The sequence below is a fragment of the Sphingomonas sp. BK345 genome, assembly GCF_014193845.1.
Taxonomy (GTDB): domain Bacteria; phylum Pseudomonadota; class Alphaproteobacteria; order Sphingomonadales; family Sphingomonadaceae; genus Sphingomonas.
Genome location: NZ_JACHZX010000003.1, coordinates 434784 through 450611, shown reverse-complemented (window position 1 = coordinate 450611; position 15828 = coordinate 434784). Strand labels below are relative to the sequence as shown.

Annotated in this window: 11 protein-coding genes; 5 read left to right on the top strand and 6 right to left on the bottom strand. The window is 72.0% G+C overall.

The features are described 5' to 3' along the window. Positions 1-48: 48 nt before the first annotated feature. Positions 49-753: a gluconate 2-dehydrogenase subunit 3 family protein gene (locus FHY03_RS11490; RefSeq protein ID WP_183930859.1), complete on the bottom strand. Its 705-nt coding sequence runs from the start codon at positions 751-753 to the stop codon at positions 49-51. Further along, entirely contained in the window at positions 750-2483 is a 1734-nt protein-coding gene (locus tag FHY03_RS11485) for a GMC family oxidoreductase (protein WP_183930857.1), read from the bottom strand. The genes FHY03_RS11490 and FHY03_RS11485 overlap by 4 nt, the downstream gene beginning before the upstream one ends. A 297-nt stretch (positions 2484-2780) precedes the next feature. On the opposite strand from FHY03_RS11485, the gene FHY03_RS11480 reads away from it, so the two are divergent. From FHY03_RS11480 to FHY03_RS11470, 3 genes are all read left to right on the top strand, one after another. Then, positions 2781-3764 (top strand): ferritin-like domain-containing protein, encoded by a 984-nt coding sequence (locus tag FHY03_RS11480; protein WP_183930855.1) that lies wholly within the window; start codon positions 2781-2783, stop codon positions 3762-3764. An 11-nt stretch (positions 3765-3775) separates the two neighbouring features. Then, positions 3776-4804, top strand: coding sequence for a ferritin-like domain-containing protein (locus FHY03_RS11475; RefSeq protein ID WP_183922161.1), 1029 nt, complete (start codon positions 3776-3778; stop codon positions 4802-4804). A 278-nt stretch (positions 4805-5082) separates the two neighbouring features. Then, positions 5083-6561: a UxaA family hydrolase gene (locus FHY03_RS11470; protein ID WP_183930854.1), complete on the top strand. Its 1479-nt coding sequence runs from the start codon at positions 5083-5085 to the stop codon at positions 6559-6561. 189 nt (positions 6562-6750) lie between these two features. Here the strand turns inward: FHY03_RS11470 and FHY03_RS11465 are convergent, their stop codons facing one another. Together FHY03_RS11465 and FHY03_RS11460 are read right to left on the bottom strand one after the other, a co-directional pair. Beyond that, positions 6751-7848 carry a PepSY domain-containing protein gene (locus FHY03_RS11465; RefSeq protein ID WP_183930852.1) on the bottom strand — a complete coding sequence of 366 codons (1098 nt, stop codon included), beginning with the start codon at positions 7846-7848 and terminating at the stop codon, positions 6751-6753. Further along, a complete protein-coding gene (locus FHY03_RS11460; protein WP_183930850.1) occupies positions 7848-9971 on the bottom strand; it encodes a TonB-dependent receptor in 2124 nt (707 codons plus the stop codon). The genes FHY03_RS11465 and FHY03_RS11460 overlap by 1 nt, the downstream gene beginning before the upstream one ends. Positions 9972-10271: 300 nt before the next feature. Here FHY03_RS11460 and FHY03_RS11455 point away from each other — a divergent pair, with 300 nt between their 5' ends. After that, positions 10272-11657, top strand: coding sequence for an alpha-L-fucosidase (locus FHY03_RS11455; protein WP_221190131.1), 1386 nt, complete (start codon positions 10272-10274; stop codon positions 11655-11657). A gap of 9 nt (positions 11658-11666) precedes the next feature. Here FHY03_RS11455 and FHY03_RS11450 read toward each other — a convergent pair whose 3' ends face one another. Both FHY03_RS11450 and FHY03_RS11445 read right to left on the bottom strand, forming a co-directional pair. After that, on the bottom strand, positions 11667-12806 hold the full coding sequence (locus FHY03_RS11450; protein ID WP_183930847.1) for an MFS transporter: 1140 nt from the start codon (positions 12804-12806) through the stop codon (positions 11667-11669). Next, the gene (locus FHY03_RS11445; protein ID WP_183922171.1) at positions 12803-13576 is read right to left on the bottom strand and encodes a DeoR/GlpR family DNA-binding transcription regulator; all 774 of its coding nucleotides are present in this window, start codon (positions 13574-13576) and stop codon (positions 12803-12805) included. Before FHY03_RS11445 ends, FHY03_RS11450 begins: the two co-directional genes overlap by 4 nt. 219 nt (positions 13577-13795) lie before the next feature. On the opposite strand from FHY03_RS11445, the gene FHY03_RS11440 reads away from it, so the two are divergent. Further along, on the top strand, positions 13796-15817 hold the full coding sequence (locus tag FHY03_RS11440) for a TonB-dependent siderophore receptor (protein ID WP_221190129.1): 2022 nt from the start codon (positions 13796-13798) through the stop codon (positions 15815-15817). Positions 15818-15828 lie beyond the last annotated feature (11 nt).

Sequence of the window (15828 nt, the reverse complement as noted above, 5' to 3'; positions counted from 1 at the left end):
CTGAAGGGAGGGGAGAGATAACGCAACGACCCTGCGATCTAGCCCCGCTCAGCTCCGCGCCACCGCCGGCGACAGCTTCAGCTCTCCCAGCACGCGGTCGAGATGCGCCAGCGCCTCGGGGGTCGGGCCCGGATACGGCCCCTCGGTCGGCTGGTCGCCGATATAGCCCATGTCGGCCTTGCCCTCGGGCAGGCTGTAATAGCCCGTGACGAAGAGGTAGCGCAGCTTGTCCATGAAGGCGACCGGCGCGACCATCCGCGGCGCCGGCGTCGGCACCATCAGCGCGTCCATCAGCGTCGTGCGCTGCACCGGCGCGAGCGCGACGAACGAGCGGCCGCCGAGCGCGCGGCTCTGCGCGTCGAGCCAAGCGAGCCCGGGCAGGATCCGCTCGCGGTCGGCGCGCTGCACCGGATAGGGCGCGCTGACCCATTCGTCGACGAAGGCGGCGACGCCCAGCTTCCCCGCCCCCGGCGCGTCGCCCTCGGGCGGCAGGATCAGGTCCCCCAGCAGGTCGAGCGTGGCGCGCTGCGAGCGGTCGAGCGTCAGCGGCCACGGCACGCTGGGCTCCATCAGCTTGGGATCACGGCCGTAGCCGGGCGCGGGCTTGGCCGCTGGCAGCGCGGGCCAGTCGACCACCGCGAAGGGCGGCGCGACCGCGGCAGCGCCGGCCTGCGCCAGGGCGGGCGGCTCGAACAGCGGCAGGGTGGCCGCGGCGGCGAGCCACTGCAGCGTGGTACGGCGCGATAGCGTCACGCGAGAGCTCCCGTCTTGATCCGTTGCGCCAGCCGCTCGGAGTTGCGCAGCGCGAGCGCGAGAATGGTCAGCGTCGGGTTCTTGTGCGCGCCCGAGGCGAACACCGCGCCGTCCATCAGCACGAGGTTGGGCACGTCCCACGCCTCGCCGTAGCTGTTCACCACCGAGGTGCGCGGGCTGTCCCCCATGCGCGCCGTGCCGAGCTCGTGGATGATCTCGCCGCCCGCTGTCATGATCTGCTCGACCGGCAGATCGGGGCTGAGGATCGTCCCGCCGAGGCGCTCGAACACCGCGTGCGCGGAGCGGCGGCCGTGCGCTACCTGGTTGACCTCGTTCTGCGACCATTTGAACGCGAAGCGCAGCACGGGGATGCCGAACTTGTCCCTCACGCCCGGATCGATCTCGCAGAACGTGTCCTTGTTGGGGATCATCTCGCCCCGCAGCGTCAGCCGCAATGTCGCGCCCGAGGACTGGCGCACCGCCTGGCGCAAGGCGCTGCCATAAGCGCGCGGCAGCGTCGCGGGCGGCGGGATGTCGAAGCGGCCGCCGATCTCGAAATGATAGCCGCGCGCGAAGTCGAGCTCGCCGCGCGCCTGCTCCTTGTACTGCCAGAACGGAATATAGATGTGCTGCCCGCCGATCCCGTCCTCGTTGTAGCGCGGGCGCCCGGCGAGCTTCGGGATGTAGGCGCTGAACGAGGCACCGGTGGAATCGGTCAGATTGCGCCCCAGCTCGCCCGAGCCGTTGGCCAGCCCGCGCCGGTCGCTGCCCGAGTTGAGCAGCAGTCGCGCGGTCTCGCCTGTCCCCGCCGCCAGCACCACCGCGCGCGCGCTCACCTGGTGGCGCTGCCCCGTCTTGCGGTCGACATATTCGACCCCGGTGGCGCGGCCGTTCGCGCCCATCAGCACGCGCGCCACCATCGCGTCGGTGACCACGCGCAGCCGACCGGTCGCATCCGCCTGCGGCAGCAGCGAGGTGGTGGTCTGGAACATCGCGCCGATCGTGCAGCCGCGCGTGCACGGCGTGGCGTTGAAGCAGGCGCTGCGCGGCGCGACGTCGTCGGGCATGTCGCGCGTGAGCACCGCGGTATGCGCGGCGCGCACCGGGATGCCGATGCTCTCCGCCGCGGCCTTGATCATCATCTCGGTGACGCGCGGCTTGGGCGGCGGCAGCAGGCAGCCGTCAGGCGAGTCGGGGTGGTTCTCCAGCCCGAGCTTGCCGCCGTTCACCCCGATCATCCGCTCGACGCGATCGTAATAGGGCGCGACGTCGTCGTAGCCGATCGGCCAGTCCACCCCGAGCTTGTCGCGCGAATACGGCTTGAAGTCGTACGGGCCCCAACGCGGCGAATGGCGACCCCAGTGGTTGGTGCGCCCGCCCAGCATACGCGGGCGATACCAGCGAAAGTCGCTGCCAGGCCGCGAGGTGTAGGGCTCGCCGTCGACCTCCCAGCCGCCGCCGACGGTGGCGTCGAAATAGCCGAACGGCTTGTCGGGGGTGGAGGCACCGCGCAGCGGGGCGTCGCTCTCCGGCGCGAACATGTTGACCTCAGCCTTGGGGTCATAGTCGCGGCCCGCTTCCAGCATCAGGCAGCGCAGCCCGGCCTTGGTGAGGCTGTGCGCGGCCATCGCGCCGGCGGCGCCCGACCCGACGATGATCACGTCCGCGGGCGCATCGGTCGCGCCCGCGCGCGCCGGTGCGGCGCCCGCCGCTCGGGCCTGTGTCGACATGCTCTCTCCCGCTCCACCCACGCTCGTGGTCCTACCTAATGGCAGCGGACCTCAGCGCAATCCCTTGATCGCCGTGAAGTCAGCGCATGAGGCGAGCGATGTCAGCCGGATGGGACACAGTCCAGCCCGATGCGCTCGGCGCGGACGGCGCGCTGCGAGTCACTCGCTGGCCGAGCGGTGACCGTCGCCGCGCCGGGTCAGAACGCGATCGTCCGGCCCTGACGCATCCTTTTCGCCGCCCCCTCGTATCCCTCCTGCGGCCGGCATCGCGCCGCGTCGGTGAACGGGGAGCGCGGGATGGCAGCGGGCGAGAGACTGATCGAGGCGCGCGCGCGCCGCCGCGACGGGCGACGCGCCTTCTTCCGCGGCGCCGCCGGGGTGGCGGTGCTCGGCGCGGGCGGGCTGATACTGGCGCGCGAGGCCAGCGCGCAGACCGCGCCGAGCGACGCCGACATCCTCAACTTCGCGCTCAACCTCGAATATCTCGAGGCGCAATTCTACAGCTACGCGGTCTCCGGGATCGGGCTGGCGGCGGACCAGCTCACCGGCACGCAGACGCAGGGCGCGGTCACAGGCGCGCGCCGCGCCGCGCTGAGCGACCCGGCGGTGATCCAGTACGCGCGCGAGATCGCCGCCGACGAGGTCGCCCATGTCGCCGTGCTGCGCCGCGTGCTCGGCAGCGCGGCGGTGGCGCAGCCCGCGATCGACCTGTCGACCACGGTCTTCACCGCCGCCGCCAAGGCCGCCGACATCGACCTCGACGCCAGCGGCGGCGTGTTCGACCCGTACGCCAGCGATGACAATTTCCTCCTCGCCGCCTTCCTGTTCGAGGACGTCGGCGTCACCGCCTACAAGGGCGCCGCGCCGCTGCTCAGCGACGTCGCGATCGTCGACGCCGCGGCGGGGCTGCTCGCCGCCGAGGCGTTCCACGCGGGGCTGATCCGCAGCGCGCTCTACCGCCGCGGCGTCGACGTCGACGACCTGCGCGAGAAGGCGGACAAGCTCTCCGACGCGCGCGACGATCTCGACGGAGACGACGAGTCGGACGGCCCGCCGCGCCGCGTCGACGACGACGACCAGGGCATCTCCCCGGTCACCTCGATCTACGGCCGCGCCGCCAACGTCGTCCCCACCGACGGGCGCGGGCTGGTGTTCGGCCGCACCGTCGAGCAGGTCCACAACATCGCCTATCTCACCGACAAGCAGGTCAGCGCGGGCGGTTTCTTCCCGGCGGGGACCAACAATGCCAATGCGGCGCTGCGTCGCTCCGGCGCGAACTGAGGAGCACGGCGATGAGCGATCCGATCGAGTTCCTCGACCTCATGGAGCGTGCCGAGCAGCAGCGCCAGGCGCGCCGCCGCTTCATTCGGCTGTGCGGCGGTGCCGCGGCGATGACGGGCGGGCTGACGTTGCTGTCGGGCTGCGGTGACGACAATGATGACGGCTCCCCGGCGCCCTCCCCCACGCCGACGCCGAGCGGCGCGATCACCGATGTCGCGGTGCTCAACTTCGCGCTCCAGCTCGAATATCTGGAGGGCGCCTATTACGCTTATGCGGTGTCGGGCAGCGGCGTCGACAGCGCGCTGCTGACCGGCATGGGCACGCAGGGGCCGGTGGCGACCGGCAGCGGCGCCGGCGCGGCGCGCGCGGTGGATTTCAGCGACGACGTGGTCGCCGAGTACGCGCGCGAGATCGCCGCCGACGAGATCGGCCACATCCGTTTCCTGCGCGAGACGCTGGGCAGCGCGCGCGTCGCGCAGCCCGCGATCAACATCTCGGGCAGCGCGAGCGTGACGGTCGGCGGTACCACCGCGGTCGGCGCCTTCACCGCGGCGGCGCGCGCCGCCGGGGTGATCGGCACGGGCGACGTGTTCGACCCCTACGCCAGCGACGAGAACTTCCTGATCGGCGCCTACCTGCTCACCGACGTCGGCGTCAGCGCCTACCGCGGCGCCGCCAGACTGCTCACCAACAAGACCTATCTCGAGGCGAGCGCGGGCATCCTCGCCGCCGAATGCTACCATGACGCGACGATCCGCGCCGAGCTGTGGCGCCGCGGGCTGACCGTGCCGAGCATCTACACGCGGGTGAGCCAGATCTCGGCGCTGCGCGACTCGCTCGACGGCGCCGGCGACACCGACCAGGACATCGGCACCGCCGCGGCCGCCAACCTCGTGCCGACCGACAGCGACGGGCTGGTGCTGGGGCGCACCGCGACGCAGGTGCTCAACGTCGTCTTTCAGAGCAGCGCCGCGGTGACGGGCGGCGGCTTCTTCCCCGCCGGGCTCAACGGCACGATCCTGACGAGCGGCGCTGGCTGAGCGCGCGGCGCGCGCGGGACCGGAAGCAACCTTCTCGTCCTCCCCTGCACGATAAGGTGGCGTGCGCCGCGCGACGGAGGGGTTTCAGCGCTGGCAAGGCGGGACGGAGTACCGCCCGCGACACCCCTCCGTCAGGCCTCCGGCCTGCCATCTCCCTTGCGGGACGGGGCAGCTCGATCGTCCATCGACCCAGCTTCCCGCACGGCACCTCGCGGGTGGTTCAAACCGGACGGATCATGCGCTAGTGGCTTGGCGATCGGTCCGGACCCGGAGGTGAGATGGCCAGCGCCCTCAAGATCGCGCCCGGCGACAGCGTCGTCACCCTGCTCGACGACGCGCGCGCGGGCGAGACGCTCACGCTTGCCGAGGCAAGGCTGACGCTCACGCAGGACGTGGCGCGCGGGCACAAGGTGGCGGTGGCCGCGCTCGCGCCGGGCGAGGCGGTGATCAAATACGGCTATCCGATCGGCCATGCCACCGCGCCGATCCGCCCCGGCGAGCACGTCCACTCGCACAACCTCGCCACCGCGCTCGACGCCACGCTCGACTACCACTACGCGCCCGCGCCGCCCGCTACGCTGGAGCGCCCGGCCGAGGCGAGCTTCCTCGGCTATCGCCGCGCCGACGGCCGCGTGGCGACGCGCAACGAGATCTGGGTGCTGCCGACGGTCGGCTGCGTCGCGCGTACCGCCGAGCGGATCGCGGCGCGCGCCGCCGCGCTGGTCGGCGACGCGGTCGACGGCGTCCACGCCTTCACCCACCCGCACGGCTGCTCGCAGCTGGGACAAGATTTGGGCGGGACGCGCGCGATCCTCGCAGCGCTGGCGGCGCATCCCAACGCGGGCGGGGTGCTGATCGTCGGGCTCGGCTGCGAGGAGAACCAGGTCGCCGCGCTGGTCGAGGCGATCCCGCCCGCGGCGCGTGGCCGGGTACGCGCGCTCACCGCACAGGCGAGCGCGGACGAGGTGGAGGACGGCGTCGCGATCGTCGCCGCGCTGGCCGAGGCGGCGCGCGCGACGCGCGAGCCCTGCGCGCTCGGCGAGCTGGTGCTCGGCGTCAAGTGCGGCGGCTCGGACGGTCTCTCGGGGCTCACCGCCAACCCGCTGGTCGGTCGTATCAGCGACCGCGTCGTCGCCGCGGACGGCAGCGTGGTGTTCACCGAGATCCCCGAGATCTTCGGCGCCGAGCAGTCGCTGATGGACCGCGCCAGCGACGCGCGGGTGTTCGACGCCATCACCGGGCTGGTCAACGGCTTCAAGCGCTACTTCCTCGACCATGGCGAGACGGTCTCGGAGAACCCCTCGCCCGGCAACGTCGCTGGCGGCATCACCACGCTCGAGGAGAAGTCGCTCGGTGCGGTGCAGAAGGCCGGGCGCGGGCCGATCAGCGACGTGATCGGCTATGGCGCCGCGGCGCGCGCGCGCGGGCTGACGCTGCTCGAGGCGCCGGGCAACGACGCGGTGTCCTCGACCGCGCTGGCGGCGGCTGGCGCGACCGTGATCCTGTTCACCACTGGGCGCGGCACGCCGCTCGGCTTTCCCGTGCCGACGGTGAAGATCGCCTCGAACAGCGGGCTGGCCGAGCGCAAGCCGGGCTGGATCGACTTCGACGCGGGCGCGGTGCTGGCGCGCGGCTTCGACGTCACCGCCGACGCGCTGCTGGCGCGCATCGTCGCGATCGCCTCGGGTGAGCCCACCGCCGCCGAGCGCAACGGCGAGCGCGAGATCGCGATCTGGAAGCGCGGCGTGACGCTGTGAGGCGCCGACTACTCGTCTGACGTCCTTACCAATCCTCCCCTGAAAGGGGAGGTGGCGCGCGCAGCGCGTCGGAGGGGTGACCCGGTCGGCGAGTGAGCGCGACAGTCACCAGCGGCGACACCCCTCCGTCAGCGCTTCGCGCTGACACCTCCCCTTGCAGGGGAGGATCAGCTTGCGGCCGTCCCGGATCTACAGGGCGCTCCGCTTGAGCAACCTAACAGAGCGCCTCCCCCGCCGCGACGCGCTCACCCGCGCCCGCGTCGCCCAAAAGCCGTAGACCGCGAGGCTGCCGAGCAGCGCCAGCGCCAGCCCCGAGGCGGTGATCGCCAGCTTCCACGCCAGGCCGCCGACCTTGGCGGCGTGGAGTGGGTAGAGCTTCTCCCGCGCGCGCTCATGCGCCCCGCCGGTCGCGGGATCGGCGACGTCGACCATGCGCAGCGTCGCCGGATCGGCGTAGACGAAGGTGCGCCCGTTCGGCGTCCACTCGAACGGCTGCCGCAGCCGCAGCGCCATCGGCGCGCCCGCACCGCGCGGCCATTGCACCCGCCGCACCTCCGCACCGGGGAAGCGTTGCGCCGCGGCGGCGAGCAGCGGGCCGAAGCTTTTCGGCACCGCTACCGCCGGGTCGGTCGTCGCCAGCTTGGGCGGCCGCGCGCGATCGCTCGCGCCGAGCGGCGCCAGCAGCAGCCGCTCCACCGCCGGCAGCGCCATCATCGCGCCGGTGATCAGCGAGAGTGCGAGCAGCGGCGCGGTCAGCACGCCGAGATCGCGGTGCTGGTGGACGATCGCGCCCGAGGTCATCCGCGCCGGCCACAGCCGCGGGCGGAAGCGCGCGCGCGTCCGCCACCACAGCACGACGCCGCTCACCACCAGCACCAGCCCGACCAGCGCCCCGACGCCGTTCACCGTCTCGCCCGCCTCGCCGAGCAGCAGGCGATGGTGGAGGTCGAACAGCAGCAGCTCGGGCCGCTGCCACGCGCTTGACCAGTGCGCCACCATCTCGCCGCTCTGGCTGAAATACGCGCCGCCGCCGTCGCGGAACACGACCTGGTGCACGCCGAGCCCCTCGCCCGCGAGCGTCACGCGATCGAGCGGTCGCCCGTTCGCGGCGAGCCCATCGAGCACGCGCGCCAGCGCCGCCGGGTCGCGCGACACCGCGTCGCCGGCGTGCGGCACGGACGTCAGCCGATCGCGCCACACCAGCAGCGCGCCGGTGGCGCCGAGCAACGCGAGCAGCGCGCCGCCGATCGCGCCGACCCAGCGGTGCAGCAGCGCCAGCAGGCGCATCAGAAGCTCGCCTGCCAGCTCAGCGTCGCGTTGCGCCCGCGCCCGGTATAGAAGCGCGCGTTGTCGGTCGGGCCCTGCGTGTCGCTGTAGTAGGTGACGTAGTCGGTGTTGCCGAGGTTCTGCACGCTCAGCATCAGCCGGCCGACCGGCGCGTCATAGGCGAGATAGGCGTCGAACAGGCGGTAGCCGCCGAAGTCGTTGGCAATCGGCTGGCCCTGGAAGCGGCGCGACAGGTAGTAGCGCCCCTGCACCCGCGCGCTGAGGCGCCCGGCACGATAGTCGGCGCTGAGGTTGAGCCGGTCGGGCGAGATGTTGGCGCCGTCGAGGTCGGCGTCGAGCCGGTCGTCGCCGTTGGTGTCGGTGCGGCCGGTGACGTGGCTGTAGCCGAGCGCGACGTTGAGCCCCGGGAGCGGCGTGAGCGTGTCGAGGTTGATCTCCAGCCCCTCGATGTCGATCGGCTGGCGCACCACGGTGAAGATGCCGTCGTCGCCGCGCACCAGCACCGAGCCCGCCTCGCTCGACGACCAGTAATAAGTCGAGCTCGCGGTCAGCGGGCCGCGCTTGAGCTCGACGCCGACCTCGCGATTGTTCGAGATCACCGGAGTCAGGTCGAGGAAGTCGTCGATCCGCACGTTGGGCTGGTTCACCGCGCGCAGCACGCGGCCGATATCCGCGATCGTGTAACCCTCGGCGTAGCTGCCGTAGGCGCGGATGCCCGCGGCGGGCTCGACCACGACGCCGCCGTTCCAAAGCGCGCGCTCGAACGCGGGCGAGCCGCCGGTGACGCGGCGCGCCCCCGAGCTCGCCAGCGTGGTGTAATCGGGCACGTCGAGCCGGACGTTCTCGTACCGCACGCCGCCGGCGAGCCGCACCAGCCCGTCCGCCAGCTTGAGGTTGCCCTGCGCGAGCGGCGCGAGGCTGCGGAAGTCGGTCCGCGGCACCCACTCGCGCTGCGTCTGGACGAGCGTCTGCGCCGTGCGGTCGACCAGCGCGTCGAAGCCGGCGGTGAGCGTCAGCGCCTCCCATCCGGGCACCGCGCGCTCGTAGCTCACCTTCCCGCCGAGCTTGCGCGAGACGTTGCGCGACTGGTCGAACAGCGTGCCGACCGGCGCGATCGCGGCGTCCTGGAATGTCGCCAGCACGCCGCCCGCGAAGGTGTCGCTGGTGCGGTTGTAGAAGCCCTGCAGCGTGAAGGCGCCGCCCGCCAGCGCACCGTCGGTGAGCGAGGCCGAGACCATCTGCGCGACGCCGGTCGAGGGCTGCCCCGGCGTCGAGCCGCGCCGCGTCGTCGCGGGCACACCCGTCGCGCGATCGCCCTCGACCGGGACGTAATGGTCACGTCCCTTGAGGTGGAAGCGGCTCGCCACCACCTCCAGCCGCGCGCTGTCGCTCAGCGCCACGCCGGCGCGTGCGAAGAAGGAGAGCGTGTCGGTGTCCTGGATCTCGCTCTGGTTGCCGTCATAGCCGACACGACGCCCGCGCCCGTCGAGGAAGGCGCCGCGCCGCTCGACCGCGACCCCGGCGGTCGCGTCGAAGCGCCCGGCGCGGTAGCTGACCAGCGCGCCGAGCTTGCCGCCGAGCGACTCGCCCGAGAAACTGTCGCCTGCGTTGCCCTGCACCAGCGTGCGCCCGGTCCAGCCGTCACGCTCGGGCGCGCGCACCGTCACCTGATTGACCACGCCCCCGGTTGCACCGATGCCCTGGAGCGCGTTCGAGCCGTAGATCACCTCGACGCGGTCGATGAAGAAGGGGTCGATCGTATAGCCGTCGCGCGCGCCGTCGCGGATCGGCGTGGTCTGCGGGATGCCGTTGATCGCGTAGAGCGGCGAGCGGCCGCGCAGCGTCTCGCCCACCCCGGTGATCTTCTCGCGCGTCGGCGAGAAAGCGGGCAGCAGCGCCGACACCGCGTCGACCACCGAGCCCGACACGGCCACCTGGCGCGACAGCGTCTCGCGGTCGATCACGTCGACGGTCAGCGGCAGCGCGCTCGCGGGCAGGACGGTGCGCGCCGCGGTGACGACGACCTCGCCGCGCGCGTCATCGGCGCGGGCAGGCTCGCCCGGCAGCTGCGCGCTCGCGCCCGAGGCGCACAGGCCGGCCAACACTCCCAAACTGATCCGCATTCCCGTCCCCTTTCGCGGATCAACTGCTCGCCCCTCTCCTCCGTGCTCCCACACGCGGGGGCGCAGCAGCCCTGCGCGCTGCCGACCGTGGCTCTGCTGAGCCGCGGGTTCACGCGCTCGCGGGTAAACAGCTGAGGGTCGAGCGGTTGATCCTTCACGGCGGGATAGACGCCACTTCAAGCTAATGCAAGTCGGTCGCATTAGTACAAGCCGGCGATCTTGCATCACGGTCACTGGCGCCGCCGCATCGCTATGCTACGCTCGTCGCAGAGGCGGACACGTCGGAGAGGGGAGCCGAATATGGCATGGGGTTCGAAGAGCCTGGGCGCGGTCGCGGCAGCGGCGATCATGGCGGCGCTGTCATCACCGATCGGCGCGGCCGCGCAGTCCACCCCCGCCCCGCCGCCCGCCGCACCGACCTACACGCCCGCGGCCGCCAATCTCGCGGCGCGCACCTGGTTCCAGGACGCGAAGTTCGGCGTGTTCCTCCACTGGGGGCTGTATAGCGAACTCGGCGGCAGCGGTTCGCCCGGGCTGGCCGAGTGGATCATGCAGGAGAACAAGATCCCCGCGGCCAAGTACGAGCGGCTCGCGCACTTCTTCAACCCGACCCGGTTCGACGCCGACGCCTGGGTGCGCTCGTTCAAGGACGCCGGCGCGCGCTACATCGTCATCACCAGCAAGCACCATGACGGCTTCGCGATGTTCGGCAGCAAGGTGTCGCGCTACAATGTCGTCGACGCGACGCCCTTCAAACGCGACCCGATCGCCGAGCTCGCCGCGGCGTGCCGCCGCCAGGGCGTGAAGCTGTTCTTCTATTACTCGCAGCTCGACTGGCACAATCCGGACTATTTCCCGCGCGGCCGCACCGGCCACACCACCGGCCGCCCCGAGGCGGGCGACTGGGAGCGGTATCTCGACTATCAGGAAGCGCAGCTGCGCGAGCTGCTGACGCAATACGGCCCGATCGGCGGGATCTGGTTCGACGGCTGGTGGGACCAGGAAAAGACCGCGCTGCGCGACCGTTGGCGGCTCGACCGCACCTACGCACTGATCCATTCGCTCCAGCCGGCCGCCCTGATCGTCAACAACCATCACCACGCGCCCTTCCCGGGGGAGGATTACCAGACCTTCGAGCGCGACCTGCCCGGCGAGAACACGATGGGCTTCAACGGCGACAAGGCGACGATCGGGCGGCTGCCGCTCGAGATGGCCGAGACGATGAACGGCAGCTGGGGCTTCAACCTGGTGGACGACAACTACAAGTCGCCCGAGACCTTGGTGCGCACGATGGTCGGCGCGGCCGGGCGCAACGCCAATTTCCTGCTCAACACCGGGCCGATGCCGAACGGCGAGATCCAGCCCGAGAATCTCGCCACCTTCCACGCCATCGGCGAGTGGATGAAGCGCCATGGCGAGAGCATCTACGGCACGCGCGGCGGCCCGGTCGCGCCCGGCGACTATGGCGTGACGACGCAGCGCGGCGACACAATCTACGTTCACCTGCTCCGCGCGCATGACGGGCGCGTGCGGCTGCCGCTGACGGCGAAGGTACGCTCGGCGCGACTGCTCGACGGCGGCGCGGCGGTGACCGTCACCGCGCGGAACGGCGCGGTCGAGCTCGCCGGCCTGCCGCCGCTGGGCGACGCCTGGGATCAGGTGGTGGCGCTCCAGATACGGCGCTGAGCGGCCGCCTCAGGCCTCGCCGGCCGCGCGCCGGGCGGTGAGCGGCACCAGCGCGAGCAGCGCGGCCAGCGCCCAGAAGGATGCGGGCAGCCCCACCGCCGCGGCGGCGACGCCGATCCCCGCCGGCCCGACCAGCACCCCGGCATAGCCGAGCGTCGTGATCGCGCCGATCGCGAGCGCGGGCGGCATGCGGCGCTGCGACCCGGCGCGGCGGAACAGCACGGGCACGATGTTGGAGGCACCGAGACCGACCAGTAGGAAGCCGCCCAGCGCGAACGGTGCCGGCAGCGCCAGCAGCGCCGCCAGCCCGACGCAGGCGAGCAGCCCGCCCGCGGTGAGGGTGCGCCGATCGCCCAGCCGCGCCACCAGAGCGTCACCACCGAGCCGGCCTGCGGTCATCGCCGCGGCGAACAGGATATAGCCCAGCCCCGCCTGGGCCGCGGGGGCGAGCCGCCGCTGCACCACCAGCAGCGCGCTCCAGTCGAGCATCGCGCCCTCCACCAGAAAGGTCACCATCGCCAGCAGCGCAAGCAGCAGCACGATGCCGCGCGGCAGCGCGAACGACGGCCCCGGCTCGGCGCGCGCGGCGAGCAGCCGCGGCGTCGCCACCGCCATCGCCGCGACCATCGGCAGCCCGCAGGCGAGCGTCGCGGCGAGCGGCGCGACGCTGCGGCTGAGCAGCAGCGTCATCAGCGCGGCCCCGGCGAAGCCGCCGATGCTGAAGAGCGCGTGGAAACCCGACATCAGCGGCCGCCCCGCGGCGCGCTCCACCTCGACGGCGTGGATGTTCATCGCCACGTCGAGCGAGCCGAGCGCGGCCCCGAACAGCAGTAGCAGCGCGCCGAGCGTGATCGGCGTGGCGGCCACGGCCAGCGTCGGCAGCAGCACGGCCAGCGCGACCCCTCCCGCGACGATCACCGGCCGGCTGCCGAGCCGCGCGCTGAGCGGCCCTGTGGCCACCATCGCCGCGACCGAGCCCGCGCCGATACACAGCAGCAGCAGACCCAGTCCGGCGTCGTCGACGCCGAGGCGCGCCTTGGCGAGCGGCACCAGCGGTACCCAGCAGGCGATGCCGAAGCCGGCCACAAGAAAGGCGAGCCGGGTCGCCAGCCGCGTCGCGGGCCGGTCGGCGGAGGAAGCTGCGCTCATGCCACCGGCGCGATCAGCAGCCGCGGATAGCCGGCGGCGTCGAGCTCACGGCGCTGCGCGGCGGTCGTCGCCTCCTCGATCACCAGCAGCGCGACCTCGCCGGGCGAGGCGACATGGTAGCCCGCGTCGGCACCGAGCTTGTCGGTCGTGGCGAGCACGATCACCTGCCCCGCGCGCGCGATCACCGCGCGCTTGAAGCTGGCGTCGGCGTGATGGAAGGCGGCGACGCCCTCGTCGCCGACCGCGCAGGCCCCGACGAAGGCGCGGTCCAGCCGCACCTGTACCACCGCCTGGACCGCGACCGCGTCGACGCAGCCGCCGACCGCTGCGTCGACCATGCCGCCGAGCAGCAGCACCGCCACGTCACCGCGCCGCAGCGCCGCCGCGGCGACGTCGGGCGCGTTGGTGACGAGCGTGAGCTCGGCCTGGTCCGGCAGCATCTCGACCAGCGCGAGATGGGTACTGCTCGCGTCGAGGAAGATCCGCTCGCCCGGCCTGATCGTCTCGGCCGCGGCACGCGCCAGTGCGCGCTTGGCCGCCGTCGCCTCGTCGGCGCGCGCCGCGAGCGGCCGGGTGGCCGCGGTGATCGGGAGCGCGCCGCCGTAGACGCGGCGGCAGCGACCCTCCGCGGCGAGTGCGCGCAGGTCGCGCCGGATCGCATCCTCGGACACGGCGAACTCTGCTGCTAGCGCCGCGGCCACGACGGGGCGCCCCGCCATTAGGCGTGACGCGATTGTCTCGCGCCTTTGCTCCGAAAGATCATTGCTCATGCATGTTCTGTAGCGCTGTTGCGCAATCAAACAAGCACCTTCATGCGGAATCATGCACGCTACAATGATGATGCCTTCGCCAAAGTGAGCCTCCAAATCGCCAGTTAAGATTGACACGCATTAGTGGTTGAGATGGAAATGGGTGGTGACGGTGCGTCCAACCGGGAACCATCAATGCGTGCACCTTGGGCGACCGCCCTAACCGTACCGCTGCTCATCATGAGCGGCACTGCGCTTGCCGGCGAACCGGGCGACGACGACGTGGTCGTCACCGGCAGGCGCGACGGCTACGGCGCGGTCGACACCGCCGCGGCCAAGACCGTCGCGCCGCTGCGTGACCTGCCACAGTCGATCGCCGTCGTCCCCGCCGCCGTGCTGCGCGGCCAGCGTGCGTTGTCATTGCAGGACGCGCTCAAGAATGTGCCCGGCGTCGGCTTCTCCACCGGCGACGGCCAGCGCGACCAGGTCACGATCCGCGGCTTCAGCGCGATCGCCGACCAATATGTCAACGGCTTCCGCGACGACGCCCTCTACTTCCGCGACCTCTCCAACATCGAGCGAGTCGAGGTGATCAAGGGGCCCGCCGCGGTATTGTACGGGCGCGGCTCGTCGGGCGGACTGATCAACCGCGTGCTCAAGCACCCCGACGTGGACGTCACCTCCGCCACGCTCACCGGCGGCAGCTTCGGCCGCCGGCGCGCCGAGTGGGACCTGGGCCGCTACACCGCGGCGAGCGGGGTCGGCCTGCGCCTCACCGGTGCGTATGAGGACAGCGACAGCTACCGCGACCAGCAGTTCCTGCGCCGCGTCGCACTGGCGCCCTCGCTACTGGTGCAGGGCGGCTCGACCAGCCTCTACGCCGTTGCCGACTATGTCCGCGACCGCCGGCTGATGGACATGGGCATCCCCGCGCTGAACGGCCGGCCCGTCGACGTGCCGCCCCGCACCTATTACGGCGCCGCCAACGCCCGCGACGCCGACACCACGCAGAGCCGGGTGCTGTCGCAGACCGCGGTGCTCGAACATTGGATCGCCGACGGGCTGCGTTTCCGCGACGGCTTTCGCCACTATGACTATGCGCTCGAGCGCCACGGTACGCTGCCCGACGCGGTCGATCCCAAGACGCTCTCCGTGACGCTGCGCCACAATCGGATCGATCGGCGCGAGGAGGGCTGGTCCAACCAGGCCGAGCTGACCCAGACGCTCGCGCTCGCCGGCACGCAGCACCAGTTGCTCTACGGCTATGAAGCGGCGCGCCAGCTCAAGGACGCGAGCACCTACGCGCACCGCGTGGTCGCTCGCACCGCATTGTTCGACCCGGTGCTGCCAATGGTGGACAACGCCAGCTTCACCGCGCTGAGCGCGCGCACCAGCACCACGCTCGAGACCCAGGCGCTGTACCTTCAGGATCTCGCCGATCTCGGCCACGGGGTGAAGGCGCTGGTCGGCGCGCGGCACGATTGGTTCGCGCAGCGCACGCGCCAGCTGCTGCCCGGCCAACCCGATCTCGCGCGTCTCGACCGGACGTGGAGCCCGCGCGCGGGGCTGGTGCTCCAGCCCGACGCGGCGCAATCCTATTACGTCGCGTGGAGCCGCAGCTACCAGCCCTCTGCCGAGACCTTCGCGCTCGCCGCCAACAACGCCGAGCTCGCGCCCGAGCGAACCGTGAACCGTGAGGTCGGCGCCAAGTACACGCTCTTCGGCGGGCGGCTCGCGCTCGAGGCGGCAGGTTTCATACTGCGTCGCACCGGGATCAAGGGCGCCGACCCGGCGGAGCCGACCAAACTGATCCCGATCGGCACGCAACGCACGCGCGGGATCGAGCTCTCCGGACAGCTCGACCTCGCCGCGGGGCTCCACGCGATCGCCGGCTACTCCTACCTCGACGCGCGGGTCACCGCCTCAGCCAACCCCGCCTTCGCGGGCAAGCGCGCGACCATTACCCCACGCCACGCCGCCCATCTCTTCGTCACCGAGGACGTGGCCGACCGGTTCGGCATCGGCGGGGGGCTGAACTATGTCGGCGACCGCTGGGCCGACCCGGCCAACACGACGGTGCTGCCGCGCTACATCACCGCTGACGCGATGGCCTGGTGCCGCGTCGGCGCGGCGCGCGTCCAACTCAACGGCTACAATCTCGGCGACACGCACTACATCGTCGCCGGGCACGGCACCTCGCCGCTGCTCAACCTGCCCGGCGCGCCGCGAACCGTGCTGGTGACCTTGCGGGTCGACGGTTGAGGCGACACCGT